This is a genomic window from Actinomadura opuntiae (assembly GCF_030283205.1).
Taxonomy (GTDB): Bacteria; Actinomycetota; Actinomycetes; order Streptosporangiales; family Streptosporangiaceae; genus Spirillospora.
The window spans coordinates 40,528-61,840 of the sequence record NZ_JASNWF010000026.1; the positions used below are offsets into that span (position 1 = coordinate 40,528).

Here is a 21,313-nt window from a genome sequence, read left to right on the forward strand (position 1 = left end):
CGTCGGGGGCACCGGAGGGCGGCCATACGATTGACGCGTGGCTGAGCGAATGTCGTCGACGAACCCGCTGATCCGTGCCCGGGACGCCGTGTGGCACCCCACTCCGGGGTCGCTGCGGCTGCTCGCCCTGCTCGGCGTCATCGGCAACGTGGTGATCGTGGTCAGCGGCGGCCTCGTCCGGCTCACCGAGTCGGGGCTCGGCTGCCCGGAATGGCCGCGCTGCTCGGGCGACAGCCTCGTGCCCACCCGCAATCCCGAGCACCACACGTTCAACATGGCGGTCGAGTTCGGCAACCGGCTGATCACCTTCGTGGTGCTGGCCATCGGCGTGCTGGTCTTCGTCGCCGCGCTGCGGCTCGTCCCGCGCCGCCGCGACCTGGTCTGGTGGTCGCTCGCCCAGCCGATGAGCGTCGTCGCGCAGGCCGTCATCGGCGGCATCGTGGTGCTCACCGACCTGAACCCGGCGGCGGTGTCGGCGCACTTCCTCGTCTCGCCGGCGCTGCTGGTGTTCTGCGTGGCGCTGTGGGTGCGCGCGGGCGAGGGCGACGCCCCCGCCCGGCCCCTCGTCGGCCCCTGGACGCGCCGCCTCGGCGCCGTGCTGCTGGTCGCCGCCGCGGCCGTGCTCGTCGCGGGCACCGTCGTCACCGGCACCGGACCGCACGCCGGCGACGCCTCGTCCCGCCGCTACGGCTTCGACATCCAGGACGTGGCGCGCATCCACGGCGAGCTCGCCTGGGTCATGATCGCGTTCACCGTCGCGATGGCCATCGCGCTCTACCGCACCGGCGGCCCGGCGGCGGCCAAGCGCCGCGCGCTGGAGCTGATCGCGCTGATCGTCGCGCAGGGCGCCGTCGGCTACGCCCAGTACTTCCTCGGCGTCCCGGCCGGGCTGGTGCTGCTGCACATGCTCGGCGCGGTGCTGATGTGGATCGCGGCGTTCCGGCTGTTCTTCGCGCTGCGCGACCGCGGCTCCATGCCGGCCGCCCGGCCGCGTGCGGTGCCCGCGCGTCCCGCCGAGGCCCCGCAGCCCGCCTGACCGGCTCCGGGACGGCTCAGGCCTTGCCGAGGAACTCGCGCAGGCGCTCCAGCGGCCAGGCGTTGACGACGTCGTCGGGGGTGAGCCAGCCGCGCTGCGCGGTGCCGACGCCGTAGCGGATGTTGCGGTGGTGCCCGAGCGAGTGCGCGTCGGTGTCCACGGAGAACCGCACCCCGAACCGCTTGGCGCGCCGGACCAGGTCGGCGGGCAGGTCGAGCCGGTCGGGGAAGGAGTCGATCTCCATCGCCGTGCCGGTGCGCGCGGCGGCGCGGAACACCTCGTCCCAGTCGGCGTTCACCGGCGGGCGGCGGCCGATGCTGCGCGCCGTCGGATGCCCGATGACGTGGACGTGCGGGTTCTCGCAGGCGCGGACGAGCCGCCGCGTCATGGCCGCCTCGTCCTGGGTGAAGTGCGAGTGGACGGACGCGACGCAGATGTCGAACCCGGCCAGGAATTCGGCGTCCCAGTCGACCTCGCCGTCCGGGTCGATGTTCAGCTCGGTGCCGTGCAGCAGCGTCAGGCCGGGGTACTCCTTCTGCAGCTCGCGGACCCGCTCGCGCTGGGCGAGCATTTTCTCGTCCGTCATCCGCTGCATGAACAGATTCGGCGCGTGGTCGGTGATCGCGTAGTACTCCAGGCCGCGGTCCGCGGCGGCGGCGACCATGTCCTCCAGCGAGGCGATGCCGTCGGTGAGGTCGGTGTGGCTGTGCAGGTCGCCGCGCAGGTCCTCGACGGTGACCAGGCGCGGCAGGTCGTCCTTCAGCGCCGCCTCGATCTCCCCGGTGTCCTCGCGCAGGGCGGGATGGATCCACGGCAGGCCGAGCCGCTCGTAGACCTCCTCCTCGGTGCTGGACACGACCAGGTCGCCGGAGTCGGCGTCGAAGAGGCCGTACTCCGACAGCTTCAGGCCCGCCTTCACCGCGATCTCCCGGGTGCGGATGTTGTGCGCCTGCGAGCCGGTGAAGTACTGCAGCGCCGCGCCCCACGACTCCGGCGGGACGACGCGCAGGTCGACCTGCAGGCCGCGGTCGGTGCGGATCGAGGTCTTCTTGTCGCCGCCGACGATCACCTCGGCGACCAGCGGCAGCGCGGTGAACGCTTCCATGATCGGGTGCGGGTCGGTGGAGGCGGCGAGCACGTCGACGTCGCCGATCGTCTCGCGCATCCGGCGCAGCGACCCGGCGTGCATGCACCGCTCGACCTGGGGGAGCGCCGACAGCGCCGCGACGATCTCGTCGGCGACGCTCGCCGCCGCGTCGACCAGGACCCGCTCGCCCGAGCTGCGCATCAGCTCGATGCCGCGCAGGATGTTCTCCTCGGTCTTGGCGCCGAAGCCCTTCAGGCCGCGCAGACGGCCCTCCTGGATGGCGGTGGCGAGCTCGTCCACCGACGAGATGCCGAGCTCCTCGTAGACCGCCAGGGCCTTCTTCGGGCCGAGCGTCGGGATCGCGGTCAGCGCCCGGACACCGGCCGGGATCTGCGTGCGCAGCTCCTCCACCTGCCGGATCGTCCCGGTGGTGTTGTAGTCGAGCACCTTCTTGGCGATCGCGTCGCCGACCGTGGGGATCTTGCGCAGCCCGGCCAGGTCGAGCCCGGAGATGTCGTCGGGATGGCCCGCGATCGCCCGCGCGGCCTTCTCGTACGCCCGGATCTTGAAGGCGTCGCCGCCGGTGATGGAGAGCAGGTCGGCCAGCTCCTGGATGAGGGCGGCGGCCTCGTCGTTCGCGCGTGCCATACGGCCGAGTCTATGAGCCGGGTACGACGTTCCCGGAGGTCGGCCGGTCCCGCGGCGGGCCGTGTCAGCGCGGCGGGCCGTGTCGGCGCGGCGGGCCGTGTCAGCGCAGCGGCGCGACCGGGCCGTCCGGGGCCTGCATCCGGGCCTCCAGCACCTCGGCGGAGATCGCGGCGACCTGCTCCTCGGGCAGCCGCCGGTAGCCGTCCGCGGTCACGGCCGCGATCGTCGGGTAGATGCGCCGGGTCGGGTCGGGGCCGCCGGTGGCCGAGTCGTCCTCGGCGGCGTCGTACAGGGCCTGCACGCAAACCGTCGCGGCGTCCTCCAGCGACAGGTCGCGCCGGTACAGCTTCTTCATGGCGCCCAGCGCATAGGGGGAGCCGGAGCCGTCGGCATGGTAGTCGCGGGCGAGCTGCGGGGCGCCGGTGATGTCGTAGGTGTAGATCCGCGCGTCACCGGAGTCGGGGTCGTACCCGGCGAACAGCGGGACGACCGCGAGCCCCTGCATGGCCTGGGCGAGGTTGGCCTGGATGACGGCGCCGAGCCGGCGGGCCTTGCCCGGCAGCGACAGCGGGACCGTCTCCATCTTCTCGTAGTGCTCCAGCTCGACCTGGAACAGCCGGACCATCTCCAGCGCGAGCCCTACCGTCCCGGCGAACGCCACGGCGGAGTACTCGTCGGCCCGCTGGACCTTGTCCAGCTCGCGGTTGGCGATGCGGTTGCCCTGGGTGGCTCGGCGGTCCCCGGCCATCATCACCCCGCCCGGGAACGTCAGCGCCAGCACGGTGGTGCCGTGCGGCAGCTCCGGGACCGTCCCGGCGCCCGGCACCCTGTTGACCGGCAGCAGGTCGGGCGAGTGCCGGCGCAGGAGGTCGACGAACGAGGCCGTTCCCGCCTCGAAGAACTCCGGCGGCACTCCCTGGTCATCGGTCCGGCCGTTCACGGCGGCTCCCCTCCACGGCGACGGTGCTGCGATCATCCTTCCACCGATCCTGCCACGCCGGTCACGCCTCCGGTGCCTGCGGCGGTTCCTTCTGCCCGCGGGTGGCGCCCGCGCAGGCCACGATGACGCAGCCGATGGCGGCCCACTGGCGCCCGGTGAGGATCTCGCCGAGCACGACCACGCCCACCAGCGCGGCGACGGCGGGCTCCAGGCTCATCAGGATGCCGAACACGCGGGCGGGCACCCGCCGCAGCGCCTCCAGCTCCAGCGAGTAGGGGATGACCGACGACAGCAGGCCCACCCCGAGCCCGATCAGCAGCAGCCACGGGTCGAACACGGCGCCGCCGCCGGTCGCGATGCCGCCCGGCAGCATGACCAGCGTCCCGATGATGCTGGCGAGCGCCAGGCCGGTGGTGCCGGGGATCCGCCGCCCGGTGGCGGCGGTCAGCAGGATGTAGGACGCCCAGCCGACCGCGGCCAGCAGCGCGAACAGGATGCCGGCGAGGCCGACGTCACCGCCGCCGCGGGCGAGCATCACCACGCCCGCGCCCGCCAGCGCGACCCACAGCAGGTCCCGGGGGCGGCGGGAGCCGGCGATGGCGACCGACAGCGGCCCGAGGAACTCGATGGTCACCGCCACGCCGAGCGGGATGCGCGACAGCGCCTGGTAGAACGCGAAGTTCATGCCCGCCAGCGCGACCCCGTACCCCGCGACGACCGCCAGGCTGTTCCAGGAGTGGTCGCGCAGGACGGTCCGCAGCGCCTTGCGGGCGAGGAATCCCAGCACCAGCGCCGAGGTCAGCAGCCGGATCGACACCACCGACGTCGGCGGCAGCCGCTCGAACAGGTGCTTGGCCAGCCCCGCCCCGACCTGCACCGACACGATGCCGAGCAGGATCATGGCGGGCGGCGGCACCGACCCGAGCGACAGCGTGCGGACGCGGCGGGCGGCACGGCCCGCCGCCCCGTAGGACCCGGGGGCCTCGGCGAGTGCCAACGATCACTCCCAGCGGAAGAAACGGGCGGCGAGGGCGAGGCCTGCGGCCGCCCACACCGCGAGGACCAGCAGCGGCTTGCCGGGGAACGCCGCGCCGTGCTGCAGCACCTGGCGCAGCCCGTCCGCGAGCGCCGAGATCGGCAGCAGCTCCAGCACGTCCCGGACGGCGCCGGGGAACTCGTCCAGGGGGAACACCACGCCGCCGACCGCCAGCAGCAGGATGTACACCAGGTTGGCGGCGGCGAGGGTGGCCTCGGCGCGCAGCGTCCCGGCCATCAGCAGCCCGAACCCGCTGAACGCGGCCGTCCCGAGCAGCAGCAGGACGATCACCGAGACGGGGTCGCCGTGCGGGTGCCAGCCGAGCGCCAGCGCGACCGCGCACACCACGACCGCCTGCAGGATCTCGACCGCGATCACCGACAGGGTCTTGGCGGCGATGAGGCCGCCGCGCGGCAGCGGCGTGGCGCCGAGCCGCTTGAGCACGCCGTAGCGGCGCTCGAAGCCGGTGCCGATCGCCTGCCCGGTGAACGCGGTGGACATCACCGCCAGCGCGAGGATGCCGGGGGCGAGGAAGTCGACCCGGCGGCCGGACCCGAGGTCCAGCAGCGAGGTGGTGCTGAACAGCGTCAGCAGCACCACCGGGATGATCAGGGTGAGCAGCAGCTGCTCGCCGTTGCGGACCACGGCCCGGAACTCGTAGCTGGCCTGCGACAGGATCATCCGCGGCAGCGGGACGGCGCCCGGCGCGGGCGTCAGGTCCAGCGCGGCCGGAGTGGCGGTCATGAGCGCAGCTCCCGTCCGGTCAGTTCGAGGAAGACGTCCTCCAGCGTGCGGCGCTCGATCCGCAGGTCCTCGGTCAGCACGCCGTGCGAGGCGCACCAGGCGGTGACGGTGGCCAGCAGCTCCGGCCGGACGTCGGCCTCGATCAGGTAGTGCCCGGCGGGCGACTCCTTGGCGGCGCTGCCGGCCGGCAGCGCCGACAGCAGCTCCTCCAGGCCGAGGCCGGGACGGGCGCGGAAGCGCAACTGCCGCTCGGCGCCGGTCAGCTCCTGCGGGCTGCCCTCGGCGACGACCTTGCCGTGGTCGACGATCACGACCCGGTCGGCGAGTCGCTCGGCCTCGTCCATGTTGTGCGTGGTGAGCACGACCGACACCCCGGCGGCGCGCAGCTCCTCGATCAGCTCCCAGGTGGCGTGCCGCGCCTGCGGGTCGAGGCCGGTGGTGGGCTCGTCCAGGAACACCAGCTCGGGCCGTCCGACCACGGCCACCGCGAGCGACAGCCGCTGCTGCTGCCCGCCCGACATCCGCCGGAACGGGGTGCGGGCGTGCTCGGTCAGGCCGAGCCGCTCCAGCAGCGCCGCCGGGTCGAGCGGGGTGGCGTGGAACGAGGCGACCAGCCGCAGGAACTCGGCGGCCTTCGCGGTGCCGGGCACCCCGCCCGACTGCGGCATCACCCCGACCCGCGGCTTGAGGGCCCGCGCGTCGGCGACCGGGTCCAGGCCGAGGACGCGGACGGTGCCCGCGTCGGCGCGCTGGAAGCCCTCGCAGATCTCGATCGTGGTGGTCTTGCCCGCGCCGTTCGGTCCGAGCAGCGCGGTGACGGCGCCCCGGGCCGCGGCGAACGACAGGCCGTCCACGGCCGTCGCCGTGCCATAGCGCTTGACGAGCGCGTCCAGCTCGACGGCGCCGCCTCCGGGGGTTGTCATGGCAATGAGTTTAGGTCCGCCGTCCGGTGCGTCCGCGCGGGGTGCCGCCGCCGCGCCGGTGAAGGAGGGGTAAAGGGCGCCGGCGGGCGGCGGGTGCCGGAGTGGATCTAGTTTCGCCCGCCGGGGCGCAGGGAAGCTCTCGGCTGTCACCGGGCCGGGCCGGTGGCCTGCACGGCATGCCGAACGGGAGACCGGGGACCGATGGCCTACAACCTGCGCGGGCGCAGCCTCATCCGCGAGCTGGACCTCACCCCGAAGGAGTTCGGCTTCCTGATCGACCTGTCCGCCGAGCTGAAGGCCGCCCGGTACGCCGGGACGGAGCGGCGCCGCCTGGAGGGCCGCAACATCGCGCTGATCTTCGAGAAGACCTCGACCCGGACGCGCTGCGCGTTCGAGGTGGCCGCCCACGACCAGGGCGCCCACGTGACCTATCTCGACCCGGCCGGCTCCCAGATCGGCCACAAGGAGTCGATGAAGGACACCGCCCGCGTGCTCGGCCGGATGTTCGACGGCATCCAGTACCGGGGGTCGCGGCAGCGGCACGTGGAGGAGCTGGCCGAGCACGCGGGCGTCCCGGTGTGGAACGGCCTGACCGACGAGTGGCATCCGACGCAGATGCTCGCCGACATGCTCACCATGCGCGAGCACAGCGACAAGCCGCTGCGCGACGTGACGTACGCCTACCTCGGCGACGCCCGCAACAATATGGGCCATTCCTACGTGGCGGCGGGGGCGCTGCTCGGCATGGACGTCCGGATCGTCGCGCCCAGGACGCTGTGGCCGGACGAGGAGAGCGTCGTCAAGCCTGCCAACGCCGTCGCGGCCGGGACCGGCGCCGAGATCACCATCACCGAGGACGTCGCGCAGGGCGTGCGCGGCGCCGACTTCGTCCTCACCGACGTGTGGGTGTCGATGGGCGAGCCGGCGGAGGTCTGGGACGAGCGGATCGCGCTGCTCGAGCCGTACCAGGTGAACACCGAGGTGATGCGGGCGACCGGCAATCCCGGCGCGCGGTTCATGCACTGCCTGCCCGCCTTCCACAACCGGGAGACCGAGGTCGGCGAGGAGATCTACCGCAGGACGGGGCTGGAGGCCCTGGAGGTCACCGAGGAGGTGTTCGAGTCGGACGCCTCGATCGTGTTCGACGAGGCCGAGAACCGGATGCACACGATCAAGGCCGTGATGGTCGCGACGCTCGGCTGAGCCGGGCGCCGCCGGGCGCGCCGGCCGGCGCGCCCGCGGGGAGGGGGGACATGCGCGTCGTCGTCGCGCTCGGAGGGAACGCGCTGGTCAAGCGGGGCGACACGCCCGACGCCGCGCTGCAGCGGGCGAACGTGGACCGGGCCGTCCGGGCGCTCGCGCCGCTCGCCGAGCGGCACGAGCTGATCGTCACGCACGGCAACGGCCCGCAGGTCGGGGTGCTGGCGCTGGAGAGCGAGCGCGACGACCGGCTGACCCGGCCGTACCCGCTGGACACCCTGGGCGCCGAGACCCAGGGCATGATCGGGTACTGGATGCTGCAGGCGCTGCAGAACGCGCTGCCCGGCCGCCAGGTGATGGCGATGATCAACCAGACGCTGGTGTCGGCGGTGGACCCGGCGTTCCGGGACCCGACCAAGTTCGTCGGGCAGGTCTACGAGCGCGCGGAGGCCGAGCGGCTCGCCGCCGAGTACGGCTGGACCGTCCGGCGCGACGGCGAGGGCTGGCGCCGCGTGGTGCCCTCGCCGAGGCCGCAGCGGGTGATCGAGACCCGGCTGATCAGGGAGCTGGTGCGGGCCGGGACGGTCGTGGTCTGCGCGGGCGGCGGCGGCATTCCGGTGTTCCGCAACGACGTCGGCCGGCTGGAGGGCGTCGAGGCGGTGATCGACAAGGACCTCACCGCGTCCGTGCTGGCCGAGACGCTCGACGCGGACGCGCTGCTGATCCTCACCGACGTCCCGAACGTCATGCGCCACTACGGCACGGACCGGCAGGAGCCGATCACCCACACCACCCCGCACGAGCTGCGCGGCGTGGAGTTCCCCGCGGGGTCGATGGGCCCGAAGGTCGCCGCGGTCACCGGGTTCGTGGAGCGCACCGGCGACATGGCCGCGATCGGGCTGCTCGACCGGTGCGTCGAGATCCTCGCCGGGGCCGCCGGCACCATCGTGACGCCGAACGCGACCTGGCCGCTGGAGAGCACGCTGTGACCCGGGGGCGGGCCGCGACCGGGGGCCCGGAGACGTTCGCGCGGACGCTGCTGCGGACCAAGCCCGTCGACCGGATCGTCGCCGAGGGCGGGCACGGCGAGGGCGGCGAGCTGAAGCGCTCGATGAGCCTGCTGCAGCTGACCCTGTTCAGCGTGGGCGCGACCCTCGGCACCGGGATCTTCGTCGTGCTCGGGGAGGCGGTGCCGAAGGCGGGCCCGGCGGTGGTGCTGTCGTTCGTGCTCGCCGCGGTGACGGCGCTGTTCTCCGCGCTGTCCTACGCCGAGCTGGCCGGGACGATCCCGGTGTCGGGTTCGTCCTACTCCTACGCCTACGCCACGCTGGGCGAGCTGGTGGCGTGGGTGTGCGGGTGGTGCCTGCTGCTGGAGTATGCGGTCTCGGTGTCGGCGGTCGCGGTCGGCTGGGGCTCCTACCTCAACGAGTTCTTCGACAAGGCGGGCGTCGGCACGATGCCGGCCGCGGTCAGCAACCCGCCGGGGGACGGCGGGCTGCTCAACGTCCCGGCCGTGATCGTGGTGGTGATCGCGGCGCTGCTGCTGCTGCGCGGCACGTCCGAGAGCGCCCGCGCCAACACGGTCATGGTCTTCCTGAAGATCGCGGTGCTGCTGTTCTTCTCCGCGGTCGCCTTCACCGCGTTCCGCTCGGGGAACCTCACCCCGTTCGCGCCGATGGGATGGGCGGGCATCAGCGCCGCCGGATCCAAGGTGTTCTTCTCCTACATCGGCTTCGACGCCGCCTCCACCGCGGGCGAGGAGGCCCGCAATCCGCGCCGCGACCTGCCCCTGGCGATCGTCCTGTCGCTGGCGATCGTGACGGCGGTGTACGTGCTGGTCGGGCTGGCCGCGGTCGGCGCGATGCACTGGACCCGGTTCTCGCTGAGCGGCTCGGAGGCGTCCCTGGCCCTGGTGCTGGACCAGGCGACCGGGCGGGCCTGGCCGTCGATGGTCCTCTCGCTCGGCGCGGTGGTCGCCATCGCCAGCGTCGTCCTCACCGTCATGTACGGCCAGACCCGCATCCTGTTCGCGATGTCGCGCGACGGCCTCGTCCCGCCGGTGTTCCAGCGGGTCAGCCCGCGCCGCGCGGTGCCGGTCGCCAACACCGTCATCGTCGCGGCGTTCATCGCCGTCCTGGCCGCGGCCGTCCCGCTCGGCCGGCTGGTGGACGCCACGAGCATCGGCACGCTCTTCGCGTTCGCGCTGGTCAGCGTGGGCGTCATCGTGCTGCGCCGGACCAGGCCCGAGCTGCCGCGCAGCTTCCGGACGCCGGTCTACCCGGTGACCCCGCTGATCGGCATCGCGCTGTGCGTGTACCTCATGATCGGGCTGGGCGGGGTGACCTGGGTGGTGTTCGCGCTGTGGACCGCGGCCGGGTTGCTGGCCTACTTCCTGTACGGGCGACGCCACTCGCGCCTGGCGGCCGAGCCGTCCGGCGTCCCCGGAAAGGAGCCGCGATGAGCGACGCACCGCGACTGCGGGTGCTCGCCGGCTACTGCCCGGACGAGCGCGGCGACGACGCGCTGGCCTTGGCGGCGCTGGTGCTGCGGGCGGTGAAGGCGCCGCGGACGGTCGCGGACGTCCGGCTGACCGTGGCGAACGTGCGTCCGCCGGCGTGGCCCGCGCGCGGCCCCGGCTCGGTCGACGCCGAATGGGTCGGCTACCTGAAGGAGAGGGCGCGCGAGGCGCTGGAACGGGCCGCCGGGCGGCTGGCGGAGCTGAACGTGCCGGCGCGGCAGGCGGACCTGCGGGTGCACGCGCACCGGGGGAGCGGGCGCGGGCTGATCGAGGTGGCGGCCGAGACGGACGCCGACCTGATCGTGATCGGCTCGGCGCCGCGCGGCCGGCGGGGGCGCGTCGCCATCGGCAGCACCGCCGACCAGCTGCTGCACGGGTCGCCGGTGCCGGTGCTGCTGGCGCCGCGCGGATACGCGGCGCATGCCCCCGACCAGTTCGAGCGGCTCACCGTGGCGTACTGGCGGCGGCCGGATGTGGACGGCCCGCTGCAGGCGGCGGCGCGGACGGCCCGCACGCTGGCGCTGCCGATACGGCTGGTCACGCTCGTCCTGAGGCCGCCGGGGCTGGCCGCCCGGTTGCGCAATGCCGACGACGCCATGGCGCGGCAAGTGGCCCGGGCCGAGGAGGACCTGGCGCACGCCGCCGGACGGCTCGGCGAGGCCGCGGGCGAGGAGACCGCGGTCCGCACCGAGGCCGTGACCGGCACGGGAATCGCCAAGGCGCTCGCGTCGGTCGATATGCTTCCGGGTGAGCTGCTGGCCTGCCTTTCCAGCCATGACGGCCCGCTGCGCAAGGTCTTCCTCGGCGAGGGCTCCGGCAAGATCGTCCGGGCCGCGGCGTGCCCGGTCCTGGTCCTCCCGCAGGGGGCCGCGGGCGCTTTCGCCTAGCGAGAACGTAAAGGTTAGGTAAGGCTAACCTGCGTGAGCCACGACATCCGCGTTCCGGTGTTTCGCGGGAAGTAATTACGGCACACTGATGTTGTGAAATACGTGAGCGAGGATCAGGCGACCCCGGAGAGCGCACCCGTGCGCCCTTCCGGCGTGCCGTCGGCCGCGTCGCACACCGAGCGCGACACCCGCGCCCGGGTGGCGAGGCTGATCCTCGAGCACGGCCCGGTCACCGCGTCCACGCTCGGCGAGCGCATGGGCCTCACGCCCGCCGCGATCCGCCGGCACCTGGACGCGCTGCTGGCCGAGGGCATGATCGAGGTCCGCAAGGCCCGGGTCCCGCAGACCCGGCGCGGCCGGGGCCGTCCCGCCAAGTGGTTCGCGATCACCGACGCGGGGCGCAGCGCGTTCGTGCACGCCTACGACGACCTGGCGAGCAGCGCGCTGCGGTTCCTGGCCGAGACGGCCGGCGACCACGCGGTCGCCGAGTTCGCCCGCCGGCAGATCGCCGACCTCGAGCGGCGCTACCGGCCCGTCGTGCAGGACGCGCCGCCCCAGCAGCGGGTCCGCACGCTCGCCGAGGCGCTGTCGGGCGACGGCTACGCGGCCGCCGCCGGAAAGGCGCCCCAGCCGGGCGGCGGCGAGCAGCTGTGCCAGCACCACTGCCCGGTCGCGCACGTGGCGGCGGAGTTCCCGCAGCTGTGCGAGGCCGAGACCGAGGCGTTCAGCCGGCTGCTGGGCACCCCCGTCCAGCGGCTGGCCACCATCGCCCACGGCGACGGGATCTGCACCACCCACGTCAGCCCCCGTTCCCTGTGCGGAACGGAGGCGGCGGACGGTCCCGCCGCGAGCGTCGCCCCTGGCGGGGACGCGGGGGAGCGGTCCCCCGAACAGACACTGACCAGTGACGAGGAGTCCGGGAGGACGTCCCTATGACTACAGCCCACCCCGAGCTGGAAGGGCTCGACAGGTACAAGTTCGGCTGGGCCGACTCCGACGCGGCCGGAGCCTCGGCGCGGCGCGGCCTGAACGAGGACGTCGTCCGCGACATCTCGGGCAAGAAGAACGAGCCGGACTGGATGCTCGACCTGCGCCTCAAGGGGCTGCGGCTGTTCGACAAGAAGCCGATGCCCACCTGGGGCTCGGACCTGTCGGCGATCGACTTCGAGAACATCAAGTACTTCGTCCGCTCCACCGAGAAGCAGGCGGCGTCCTGGGAGGAGCTCCCCGAGGACATCAAGAACACCTACGACAAGCTCGGCATCCCCGAGGCGGAGAAGCAGCGCCTCATCGCCGGCGTCGCCGCCCAGTACGAGTCGGAGGTCGTCTACCACAAGATCCGCGAGGACCTTGAGGAGAAGGGCGTCATCTTCGTCGACACCGACACCGGCCTGCGCGAGCACCCGGAGATCTTCCAGGAGTACTTCGGCTCGGTGATCCCGGTCGGCGACAACAAGTTCGCCGCGCTCAACACCGCCGTGTGGTCGGGCGGCTCGTTCATCTACGTCCCGCCGGGCGTGCACGTCGAGATCCCGCTGCAGGCGTACTTCCGGATCAACACCGAGAACATGGGCCAGTTCGAGCGGACGCTGATCATCGCCGACGAGGGCTCCTACGTCCACTACGTCGAGGGCTGCACCGCGCCGATCTACAAGTCGGACTCGCTGCACTCGGCCGTCGTCGAGATCGTCGTGAAGAAGGACGCCCGCGTCCGCTACACGACCATCCAGAACTGGTCGAACAACGTCTACAACCTGGTGACCAAGCGCGCCGTCGCCTACGAGGGCGCCACCATGGAGTGGGTCGACGGCAACATCGGCTCCAAGGTCACCATGAAGTACCCGGCGATCTACCTGCTCGGCGAGCACGCCAAGGGCGAGACGCTGTCGATCGCGTTCGCCGGCGAGGACCAGCACCAGGACGCCGGCGCCAAGATGGTGCACGCCGCGCCGAACACCTCCAGCAGCATCGTCTCCAAGTCGGTGGCGCGCGGCGGCGGCCGCACCTCCTACCGCGGGCTGGTGCAGATCCAGGAGGGCGCCGAGCACAGCAAGTCCACGGTCAAGTGCGACGCGCTGCTGGTCGACCAGATCAGCCGGTCCGACACCTACCCCTACGTCGACGTCCGCGAGGACGACGTGGAGATGGGCCACGAGGCCACCGTCTCCAAGGTGTCGGAGGACCAGCTGTTCTACCTCATGAGCCGCGGCATGACCGAGGACGAGGCGATGGCGATGATCGTGCGCGGGTTCGTCGAGCCCATCGCGCGCGAGCTGCCGATGGAGTACGCGCTCGAGCTGAACCGCCTGATCGAGCTGCAGATGGAAGGGGCCGTCGGCTGATGGGGCTGGAGACCGGCAAGCCGCTCTCGACCCTGCACGAGAAGGCTTCGTACGAGGTGGGCGACTTCGACGTGCCCACCGGCCGCGAGGAGGAGTGGCGGTTCACCCCGCTGCGCCGGCTGCGCGGCCTGCACAACGGCACCGCCGAGGCCGACGGCAAGGTCATCGCCGAGGTCGAGGCGGCGCCCGAGGTGACCGTCGAGACCGTCGGCCGCGACGACGCCCGGCTCGGCAGGGCCTACACGCCCGCCGACCGGGTCAGCGCCCAGGCGTGGACGTCGTTCGCGCAGGCGACCGTGGTCACCGTGCCGAAGGAGGCCGTCGCCTCTGCGCCGACCGTGATCCGGCTGCGCGGCGAGGACGCCTCGGCCGCCGCCTACGGGCACACCACCGTGATCCTGGAGCCGTTCGCCCAGGCGACCGTGGTGCTCGCGCACCGCGGCTCGGCCACCTACGCCGACAACGTCGAGTTCGTCGTCGGCGACGGCGCGCGCCTCTCGGTGATCAGCCTGCAGGACTGGGCGGACGACAGCGTGCACGTCTCGCACCAGCACGCCAGGCTCGGCCGGGACGCCCGGTTCGTCTCGCACAACATCTCGCTCGGCGGCGACCTCGTGCGGATCTCCCCGTCGGTCGCCTACGACGGGCCCGGCGGCGACGCCGAGCTGTACGGGGTGTACTTCGTCGACGGCGGCCAGCACCTGGAGCACCGCCTCCTGGTCGACCACGCCGTGCCGAACTGCCGCAGCCGCGTCGACTACCGCGGCGCGCTGCAGGACCAGGACGCGCACGCCGTCTGGATCGGCGACGTGATCATCCGCGCGGAGGCCGAGGGCACCGACACCTACGAGCTGAACCGCAACCTCGTCCTGACCGACGGGACGCGGGTCGACTCGGTGCCGAACCTGGAGATCCTCACCGGCGAGGTCGCCGGCGCCGGGCACGCCTCGGCGTCCGGGCGGCTCGACGACGAGCACCTGTTCTACCTGCAGGCGCGCGGCATCACCTTCGACGAGGCGCGCCGCATGGTGGTCCGCGGGTTCCTCGGCCAGCTGGTCGAGCGGATCGAGGTCCCCGAGGTGCGCGCGAAGGTCACCGAGGCGATCGAGGCCGAACTGGACGTGCGCGCGGAGGGGCGATGAGCTTCCTCAGGGTGTGCGCGCTGGAGGAGATCCCCGAGGACGGGGCGCTCGGCGTCGAGATCGGCGACACGCCGGTCGCGCTTGCCCGCACCGGCGGCGAGGTCTACGCCGTCAACGACATCTGCTCGCACGCCGAGGTGTCGCTGTCCGAGGGCGAGATCTACAACGGCACCATCGAGTGCTGGCTGCACGGGTCCTGCTTCGACCTGCGCACCGGCAAGCCCACCAACCCGCCGGCCACCCAGCCGGTCGCCACCTACAAGGTCAAGGTCGAGGACGGCGACGTCTACGTCTCGCTCGGCTCCGACGATTGAGGAACGACAACCACCATGGCCACGCTTGAGATCCGCGACCTCCACGTCTCCGTCGCCGACGGCTCCGACGGGACCAAGGAGATCCTGCGCGGGGTCGACCTGACCGTCAAGGCCGGCGAGACCCACGCGCTCATGGGGCCGAACGGCTCCGGCAAGTCCACCCTCGCCTACGCCGTCGCCGGCCACCCCAAGTACCAGGTGACGTCCGGCTCGGTGTCGCTGGACGGCGAGGACGTGCTCGCGATGTCCGTCGACGAGCGCGCCCGCGCCGGCCTGTTCCTGGCGATGCAGTACCCGGTCGAGGTGCCGGGCGTGTCGGTGTCGAACTTCCTGCGCACGGCGGTCACCGCGGTGCGCGGCGAGGCGCCGAAGCTGCGCGAGTTCGCCAAGGAGATGAAGAAGGCGATGGACGAGCTGTCCATCGACCCGGCGTTCGCGCAGCGCAGCCTGAACGAGGGCTTCTCCGGCGGCGAGAAGAAGCGGCACGAGATCCTCCAGCTGGAGATGCTCAAGCCGAAGATCGCGGTGCTGGACGAGACCGACTCCGGGCTGGACGTCGACGCGCTGAAGGTCGTCTCCGAGGGCGTCAACCGGTTCTCCGCGACGCCCGGCACCGGCGTCCTGCTGATCACGCACTACACGCGCATCCTGCGCTACGTGAAGCCGGACTTCGTGCACGTCTTCGCCGCCGGCCGCGTCGTCGCCGAGGGCGGCCCCGAGCTGGCCGACCAGCTCGAGAACGAGGGCTACGAGAAGTACGTGAAGGCGGAGGCGGCCCTATGACGCTTCTGGCCGAGGGGGCCCTGCTTCCCGAGGAGCTGAAGAAGGACTTCCCGCTGCTGCAGCGCACCGTCCGCGGCGGGCGCCCGCTGGTGTACCTCGACTCCGGTGCCACGTCGCAGAAGCCGACGCGGGTGCTGGACGCCGAGCGCACCTTCTACGAGCGGCACAACGCGGCGCCGCACCGCGGGGCGCACCTGCTCGCCGAGGAGGCGACCGAGGCGTACGAGAACGCCCGCGCGTCGATCGCCCGGTTCATCGGCGCGACGCCCGCCGAGATCGTGTTCACCAAGAACGCGACCGAGGGCATCAACCTGGTGGCGTACGCGATGAGCAACGCCGCCACGGCGGGCCCCGAGGCCGAGCGGTTCAGGGTCGGCCCGGGCGACGAGATCGTGGTCTCGGAGATGGAGCACCACGCCAACCTCGTCCCGTGGCAGCAGCTGTGCCAGCGGACGGGCGCGACCCTGCGCTGGTTCGGCATCACCGACGAGGGCCGCCTCGACCTGGAGGACCTCGACGAACTGGTCAACGAGCGCACGAAGATCGTCGCGCTGACGCACCAGTCGAACGTCCTCGGAACGGTCCCGCCGATCAAGCTGATCGCCGAGCGGGCGCACGCCGTCGGCGCGCTCGTCCTGCTGGACGGCGCGCAGTCGGTCCCGCACCAGCCGGTGGACGTCGCCCGGCTGGGTGCTGATTTTCTGGCGTTCTCCGGGCACAAGATGCTCGGCCCGACCGGCATCGGCGTGCTGTGGGGCCGCTCGGAGCTGCTGGAGGCGATGCCGCCGTTCATCACCGGCGGATCCATGATCGAGGTCGTGCACATGGAGGCGACCACGTTCATGCCGCCGCCGCAGCGGTTCGAGGCCGGCGTCCCGATGACCGCGCAGGCGATCGGGCTCGGCGCGGCCTGCGACTACCTGGCCGAGATCGGCATGGACCGCGTGCACGCCCACGAGGAGGCGCTGGTCGCCTACTCGCTGGAGCGGCTCGGCGAGATCCCCGGCGTCCGGATCATCGGCCCGGGCACCACCGAGGCGCGCGGCGGCGCGGTGGCGTTCACGGTCGAGGACATCCACCCGCACGACGTCGGCCAGGTGCTGGACGAGCTCGGCGTCGAGGTGCGCGTCGGGCACCACTGCGCGTGGCCGATCTGCCGCCGCTTCGGCATCCCGGCCACCACCCGCGCGACGTTCTACCTCTACAACACGCTGTCGGACATCGACGCGCTCGCCGACGGGGTCAGGCAGGCGCAGAAGTTCTTCGGCACCGTCTCGTGACGGCCGCAGGAACAGCCCGCGCCGGGACCGGGTTGTAGCGAGAAAGGCTGGGAAAGGACGCCATGCAGCTGGAGGCGATGTACCAGGAGGTCATCCTGGACCACTACCGCAACCCCCTGCACAAGGGGCTGCGGGAGCCGTACGAGGGCGAGGCGCACCACGTCAACCCGACCTGCGGTGACGAGGTCACGCTCCGCGTCCATCTGGACGGCGACGGCCAGGACGCCACGGTGGCGGACGTCTCCTACGACGCCATGGGCTGCTCGATCAGCCAGGCCAGCGCGTCGGTGATGTCCGATCTGATCATCGGCAAGTCCGTCAAGGAGGCGATGGCGGTCCAGGAGGAGTTCCTGGCGCTGATGCAGTCGCGCGGCCGGGAGGCCGAGCCGGACGAGGACGTCCTGGAGGACGCCGTCGCCTTCGCCGGGGTCTCGAAGTACCCCGCCAGGATCAAGTGCGCCCTGCTCGCCTGGATGGCGTGGAAGGACGCGACCGCCCGCGCACTCGGAGAGGCATCATGAGCGACACCGCACCGGAGACCGCCGACGGCACCGCCGCGGCGGGCACCGTCCCCGAGGAGGAGATCCTCGAGGCGCTGAAGGACGTCGTCGACCCCGAACTCGGCATCAACGTGGTCGACCTCGGCCTGGTCTACGGGGTGGACCTGGCCGACGAGGTCGCCACCCTGGACATGACCCTCACCAGCGCCGCCTGCCCGCTCACCGACGTGATCGAGGACCAGGCGCACAGCGCGCTGGAGGGCCTGGTCAAGGACGTCAGGATCAACTGGGTCTGGCTGCCGCCGTGGGGCCCGGACAAGATCACCGACGAGGGTCGCGACCAGCTCCGCGCCCTCGGCTTCAACGTCTGACCCGCACGCCTCCGAGGCCGCGCCCCACCCCGGGGCGCGGCCTCACGTGTACCTGAGGAACTCCGAGGTGTCGAGGTCGGCCCCGTCCATGCACAGCACGCCCCGGATCGGCTCACCGAAGTCGGTGGTCACGATCTCCTTGTAGGTGCCCTCGGCCTTGACGGGCTCCGTGTAGAGCAGGCAGACCCCGTCACGCGGATCCACGAGCAGGTACTGGGGCGCACCCGACATCGCGTACCGCCGCCGCTTGCCCTCGTAGTCCTCGCGGTAGTTGCGCTGCGAGACGACCTCCACCAGGAGCTCGGTCTCGTGAGCCCACGGCTTCGCGCCGGGCGCCAGAGGTTCCGGCACGATGATCAGATCGGGTATCGGCTCGCGGGGCTCGGAAGTGAGCTGCAGGTCGACGTTCGTGAGCTGGCAGAAGATCCCCCGGGGCACCTGCCTCTTGATCAGTGCGACGATCGCGTCGTGCTCCCAACGGGTGCCCGCGAGCATGACGATCTCGTCGCCGAGCGACTCGAACTTGGCGAACGTGAAGCCCTTTGCCTCGGCGAACTCCGATAGCTGCTCCAGTGCTTTGGCGACGGTGTCCGCCTCGAACACATGCCCGTCCATACCGCCCACCTTAGTCAGGGTACTGAGCGGGGGCCTCTTCCACGGGCGCTTAGGGTGGGGCGGTGTGAAGGATGCCTTTCCCGACAGTGAGCCCGGTTTGGTGGCCCGGCGGGCCTCGTCGTTCGGCGGGAGCGCGGCGGCGTACGCGCGGGAGCGGCCGGACTACCCGGACGCGGCGGTCACGTGGGCGCTGGAGCCCGTGGCGGGGCGGACGCCGCTGCGCGTGCTGGATCTGGCGGCCGGGACCGGCAAGCTGACGCAGGTGCTGGTCCGCAACGGGGTCGAGGCGGGCCGTCTCGTCGCGGTGGAGCCGGATGCGGCGATGCTGGACGAGCTGCGGCGCGCGGCGCCGGGTGTGCGGGCGCTGGAGGGCAGCGCGGAGGCGATCCCGCTGCCGGACGGCGCGGTCGACGCGGTGCTGGTCGGGCAGGCGATGCACTGGTTCGACCTCGACCGGGCGCTGCCGGAGATCCACCGGGTCCTCGCGGACGGCGGGGTGCTCGCCGGCCTGTGGAACACCGACGACGACCGGGTGCCGTGGGTCGCGGAACTGAAGCGGATCTCCCGCAGCAGCGTGTCGTTCCGGAACTGGCGTCCGAAGGGGCTGCCCGAGAGCGACTGGTTCCCGGCGTTCGAGCGGGCGGAGTTCCCGCACGCGCAGCGCCGGACCGCCGAGTCGATGGCGGCCACGATCGGGACCCACTCGCACATGCTGGTGCTCGACGAGCCGGAGCGGGCGGCCGTGACCGAGAGGATCATCGGCTACCTGCGGGCGACGCCGGAGACCGCCGACGGCGAGTTCGACCTGCCGATCGTCACCTTGGTCGCGCGCGCTCGGCGGGCGGGCGCCTAGCCTCGGGCCTCTTCGGCTTGGCCGGCCAGAGCGTGTGGGTGATCGGCCACAGCGACCAGACCGCGAGGACCAGCCCCAGCCGGGCCAGCCAGCCGGTCAGGGCGGCGGTGCGGTCGGGGTCGCCGACCAGCGCGATCATCGCGAGCAGCAGGCCGCAGCCGACGGCGGTGGCGATCGCGGCCTTGCCGAATTCGACCCACTCGTAGCGGATGCGGGCCCGGCCGTACCGCGGCTTGCGGCGCGGCGGCGGGCCGCCGGCGAAGCGGTGCGCGAACCGCTCGTCGGCCCAGCGGACCATGCTGTGCCCGAACGCCACCGAGTAGCCGAGGTAGGCCGCCGCCAGACCGTGCGGGAAGCCGGCGGTCGTCCCGCTCCGCAGGTCCACCACGGTGGCCGCCAGCAGCACCAGGTCGACGAGCGGAACACACAGCAGGAGCGCCGCACCGGTCCTGCGCATCCGCAGCGGATAGCGGGCCAGCAGGCCCGCGGCGAGGACGACCCAGAAACCGATCTCGCAGCCCGCGATGACGCCGACGAGCATCGCGTCACCGGTCCCGGGACAGGGCCGCGCCCGTGGCGGCGACGAGCAGCCCGGCGACGCCGACGCCGAGGCCGGCGAGCGGCTGGTGGCCCTCCGACCACTTCATCAGCTCGATGTTCTCGCCGCCCGTGTAGTGGTACGCGGCCGAGATGAACCCGACGGCGGCGACGATGACCCCGATGGTCCGCATGGCGTGCTCCTCTCGGTAGAGCCTGCCTTTCGATGGTCGGGGACGCGGCGGCGGCCCGGCCTCGTCGGCGATGAGGTTCCGCGGGTCCTCCGAAGGATGTACGCGCCACCCTCAGCGAGGTGGACGAGGCGGTCCCGGCGGGATGCTGAGATGGGTGCGTGCTCTCGAAGGTCCGCCGTCTCACCACGCCGCAGGACGCGCTCATCGTGGCGGGGTCCCTGGCCGCCGGGCTGGTGCTGCTGGCGGCGCACGGCTACAGCACGTGGACCGACCACTGGCCGCCGTTCTGGGCGAGACTGATCCCGCTGCTCGGGCTGTGCGCGGCGATGCTGCTGCGGCGCACCGCGCCGCTCACCGCGCTGGCGGTCTCGACGCCGTTCAACTTCCTGGACGTGGCGTTCGGGCCGTCCATCGCGACCGCGATGATCTACGGGGACGCGCTGTACGCGGCGAGCCTGTACGGGCGGCGGCGGAGCACCGCGGAATGGCTGCTCGGCGCGACCATCGGCGCGACGGCGGCGGCGACGGTCGGCACGGCCGTGGCGGCGCGCGACCTCGCCCTCGGCGTCGTCGCCGGCGCGCTCGCCGCGGCGGTGTGGGCGACGCCGGTGCTCACCGCGATGCTCGTCCGGGAGCACCGGTCCCGGGCGGAGGCGGAGCGGCAGCGCGCCGAGCAGGTGGCGCGGCTGGCCGAGCTGGACCGGCGCGCCGCCGTCGGCGCCGAGCGGGCCCGGATGGCGCGCGAGCTGCACGATGTGATCGCCAACCATCTGAGCGCCGTCGCGCTGCACTCCTCGGCCGTGCTGAAGGTCCGCGACCTGGACCGCGACGGCCTGGACCGGGCCATGACGGTGATCCGGGAGAACAGCGTGCAGGGCCTGGCGGAGATGCGGCGGATGATCGGGCTGCTGCGCGAGGGGGAGGGCGACGACCCGGCGGAGGCGCCGCGGCTGGCCGGCCTCGGCCCGCTCGTGGAGCGGACCGCCCGCCCGGACCTGTCGGTCCGGCTGCGGCCGGCCGGCGAGCTGCCGGAGCTGCCGGCGCCGGTGGAGCTGGCGGCCTACCGGATCGTCCAGGAGTCGCTGACCAACGCGCTGAAGCACGCCGGGCCGGGCAGCGCGGAGGTGTCGGTCCGGTACGCGGGGGGACGGGTGGTGATCGACGTGCTGAGCCCCCTCGGGGACGGCGCCGGGCTGCCGGGGTCGGGCAGCGGGCTGATCGGCATGCGGGAGCGGGCGGCGATCCTCGGCGGGGAGTTCTCCGCCGGGCCCGACGGCGGCCGGTGGCTGGTGCACGCCGAGCTTCCGGTGGACGCCGAGCCCGCGCGCGGCGGGGAGGGGGCCCTGTGAACGCGGGCGACGGC

Annotated in this window: 23 protein-coding genes; 15 read left to right on the plus strand and 8 right to left on the minus strand. The window is 72.7% G+C overall.

What is annotated here, in order from left to right; all coding sequences use genetic code 11:
* The first annotated feature begins 37 nt into the window (after nucleotides 1–37).
* Complete coding sequence (locus tag QP089_RS40860; RefSeq protein ID WP_285919613.1) at nucleotides 38–1,036, plus strand: COX15/CtaA family protein; 999 nt, start codon at nucleotides 38–40, stop codon at nucleotides 1,034–1,036.
* A gap of 16 nt (nucleotides 1,037–1,052) precedes the next feature.
* Here QP089_RS40860 and polX read toward each other — a convergent pair whose 3' ends face one another.
* The 5 genes from polX to QP089_RS40885 all read right to left on the minus strand — a co-directional run bounded on the left by polX (nucleotide 1,053) and on the right by QP089_RS40885 (nucleotide 6,414).
* Complete coding sequence (polX, locus tag QP089_RS40865; RefSeq protein ID WP_285919615.1) at nucleotides 1,053–2,771, minus strand: DNA polymerase/3'-5' exonuclease PolX; 1,719 nt, start codon at nucleotides 2,769–2,771, stop codon at nucleotides 1,053–1,055.
* Between the two features lie 100 nt (nucleotides 2,772–2,871).
* The gene (gene prcB / locus QP089_RS40870; RefSeq protein WP_285919617.1) at nucleotides 2,872–3,711 is read right to left on the minus strand and encodes a proteasome subunit beta; all 840 of its coding nucleotides are present in this window, start codon (nucleotides 3,709–3,711) and stop codon (nucleotides 2,872–2,874) included.
* Nucleotides 3,712–3,772: 61 nt separating this feature from the next.
* Nucleotides 3,773–4,708 (minus strand): EamA family transporter, encoded by a 936-nt coding sequence (locus tag QP089_RS40875; protein ID WP_285919619.1) that lies wholly within the window; start codon nucleotides 4,706–4,708, stop codon nucleotides 3,773–3,775.
* 3 nt (nucleotides 4,709–4,711) lie between these two features.
* Entirely contained in the window at nucleotides 4,712–5,491 is a 780-nt protein-coding gene (locus tag QP089_RS40880; protein WP_285919621.1) for an ABC transporter permease, read from the minus strand.
* A complete protein-coding gene (locus QP089_RS40885; protein ID WP_285919622.1) occupies nucleotides 5,488–6,414 on the minus strand; it encodes an ABC transporter ATP-binding protein in 927 nt (308 codons plus the stop codon). Before QP089_RS40885 ends, QP089_RS40880 begins: the two co-directional genes overlap by 4 nt.
* A 201-nt stretch (nucleotides 6,415–6,615) precedes the next feature.
* Here QP089_RS40885 and argF point away from each other — a divergent pair, with 201 nt between their 5' ends.
* The 12 genes from argF to QP089_RS40945 all read left to right on the plus strand — a co-directional run bounded on the left by argF (nucleotide 6,616) and on the right by QP089_RS40945 (nucleotide 17,751).
* Nucleotides 6,616–7,617 (plus strand): ornithine carbamoyltransferase, encoded by a 1,002-nt coding sequence (gene argF / locus QP089_RS40890; RefSeq protein WP_285919623.1) that lies wholly within the window; start codon nucleotides 6,616–6,618, stop codon nucleotides 7,615–7,617.
* Nucleotides 7,618–7,667: 50 nt separating this feature from the next.
* Nucleotides 7,668–8,603 carry a carbamate kinase gene (gene arcC, locus QP089_RS40895; RefSeq protein ID WP_285919625.1) on the plus strand — a complete coding sequence of 312 codons (936 nt, stop codon included), beginning with the start codon at nucleotides 7,668–7,670 and terminating at the stop codon, nucleotides 8,601–8,603.
* Complete coding sequence (locus tag QP089_RS40900; RefSeq protein WP_285919626.1) at nucleotides 8,600–10,075, plus strand: amino acid permease; 1,476 nt, start codon at nucleotides 8,600–8,602, stop codon at nucleotides 10,073–10,075. Before arcC ends, QP089_RS40900 begins: the two co-directional genes overlap by 4 nt.
* Nucleotides 10,072–11,019, plus strand: coding sequence for a universal stress protein (locus QP089_RS40905; RefSeq protein ID WP_285919628.1), 948 nt, complete (start codon nucleotides 10,072–10,074; stop codon nucleotides 11,017–11,019). Before QP089_RS40900 ends, QP089_RS40905 begins: the two co-directional genes overlap by 4 nt.
* Nucleotides 11,020–11,121: 102 nt before the next feature.
* The gene (locus QP089_RS40910; protein WP_446474132.1) at nucleotides 11,122–11,955 is read left to right on the plus strand and encodes a helix-turn-helix transcriptional regulator; all 834 of its coding nucleotides are present in this window, start codon (nucleotides 11,122–11,124) and stop codon (nucleotides 11,953–11,955) included.
* Complete coding sequence (sufB, locus tag QP089_RS40915) at nucleotides 11,952–13,361, plus strand: Fe-S cluster assembly protein SufB (RefSeq protein ID WP_285919630.1); 1,410 nt, start codon at nucleotides 11,952–11,954, stop codon at nucleotides 13,359–13,361. Before QP089_RS40910 ends, sufB begins: the two co-directional genes overlap by 4 nt.
* Nucleotides 13,361–14,503, plus strand: a complete 1,143-nt coding sequence (sufD, locus tag QP089_RS40920) for a Fe-S cluster assembly protein SufD (RefSeq protein WP_285919632.1) — start codon at nucleotides 13,361–13,363, stop codon at nucleotides 14,501–14,503. The genes sufB and sufD overlap by 1 nt, the downstream gene beginning before the upstream one ends.
* Nucleotides 14,500–14,817, plus strand: coding sequence for a bifunctional 3-phenylpropionate/cinnamic acid dioxygenase ferredoxin subunit (locus QP089_RS40925; RefSeq protein WP_285919633.1), 318 nt, complete (start codon nucleotides 14,500–14,502; stop codon nucleotides 14,815–14,817). The genes sufD and QP089_RS40925 overlap by 4 nt, the downstream gene beginning before the upstream one ends.
* Nucleotides 14,818–14,832: 15 nt before the next feature.
* Complete coding sequence (sufC, locus tag QP089_RS40930) at nucleotides 14,833–15,600, plus strand: Fe-S cluster assembly ATPase SufC (protein WP_285919635.1); 768 nt, start codon at nucleotides 14,833–14,835, stop codon at nucleotides 15,598–15,600.
* Nucleotides 15,597–16,880, plus strand: coding sequence for a cysteine desulfurase (locus QP089_RS40935; protein ID WP_285919637.1), 1,284 nt, complete (start codon nucleotides 15,597–15,599; stop codon nucleotides 16,878–16,880). The genes sufC and QP089_RS40935 overlap by 4 nt, the downstream gene beginning before the upstream one ends.
* Nucleotides 16,881–16,942: 62 nt before the next feature.
* Nucleotides 16,943–17,401 carry a Fe-S cluster assembly sulfur transfer protein SufU gene (gene sufU / locus QP089_RS40940; RefSeq protein WP_285919639.1) on the plus strand — a complete coding sequence of 153 codons (459 nt, stop codon included), beginning with the start codon at nucleotides 16,943–16,945 and terminating at the stop codon, nucleotides 17,399–17,401.
* Entirely contained in the window at nucleotides 17,398–17,751 is a 354-nt protein-coding gene (locus QP089_RS40945; protein WP_285919641.1) for a metal-sulfur cluster assembly factor, read from the plus strand. The genes sufU and QP089_RS40945 overlap by 4 nt, the downstream gene beginning before the upstream one ends.
* Before the next feature lie 42 nt (nucleotides 17,752–17,793).
* On the opposite strand, the gene QP089_RS40950 is transcribed toward QP089_RS40945, so the two are convergent.
* A complete protein-coding gene (locus QP089_RS40950; protein ID WP_285919643.1) occupies nucleotides 17,794–18,366 on the minus strand; it encodes a Uma2 family endonuclease in 573 nt (190 codons plus the stop codon).
* A 64-nt stretch (nucleotides 18,367–18,430) separates the two neighbouring features.
* On the opposite strand from QP089_RS40950, the gene QP089_RS40955 reads away from it, so the two are divergent.
* Entirely contained in the window at nucleotides 18,431–19,219 is a 789-nt protein-coding gene (locus QP089_RS40955) for a class I SAM-dependent methyltransferase (RefSeq protein WP_285919645.1), read from the plus strand.
* Here the strand turns inward: QP089_RS40955 and QP089_RS40960 are convergent.
* Complete coding sequence (locus QP089_RS40960; RefSeq protein ID WP_285919647.1) at nucleotides 19,182–19,760, minus strand: hypothetical protein; 579 nt, start codon at nucleotides 19,758–19,760, stop codon at nucleotides 19,182–19,184. The genes QP089_RS40955 and QP089_RS40960 overlap by 38 nt on opposite strands.
* A gap of 4 nt (nucleotides 19,761–19,764) precedes the next feature.
* Entirely contained in the window at nucleotides 19,765–19,950 is a 186-nt protein-coding gene (locus QP089_RS40965) for a hypothetical protein (protein WP_285919649.1), read from the minus strand.
* 158 nt (nucleotides 19,951–20,108) lie between these two features.
* On the opposite strand from QP089_RS40965, the gene QP089_RS40970 reads away from it, so the two are divergent.
* Entirely contained in the window at nucleotides 20,109–21,299 is a 1,191-nt protein-coding gene (locus QP089_RS40970) for a sensor histidine kinase (RefSeq protein ID WP_285919650.1), read from the plus strand.
* Nucleotides 21,300–21,313 lie beyond the last annotated feature (14 nt).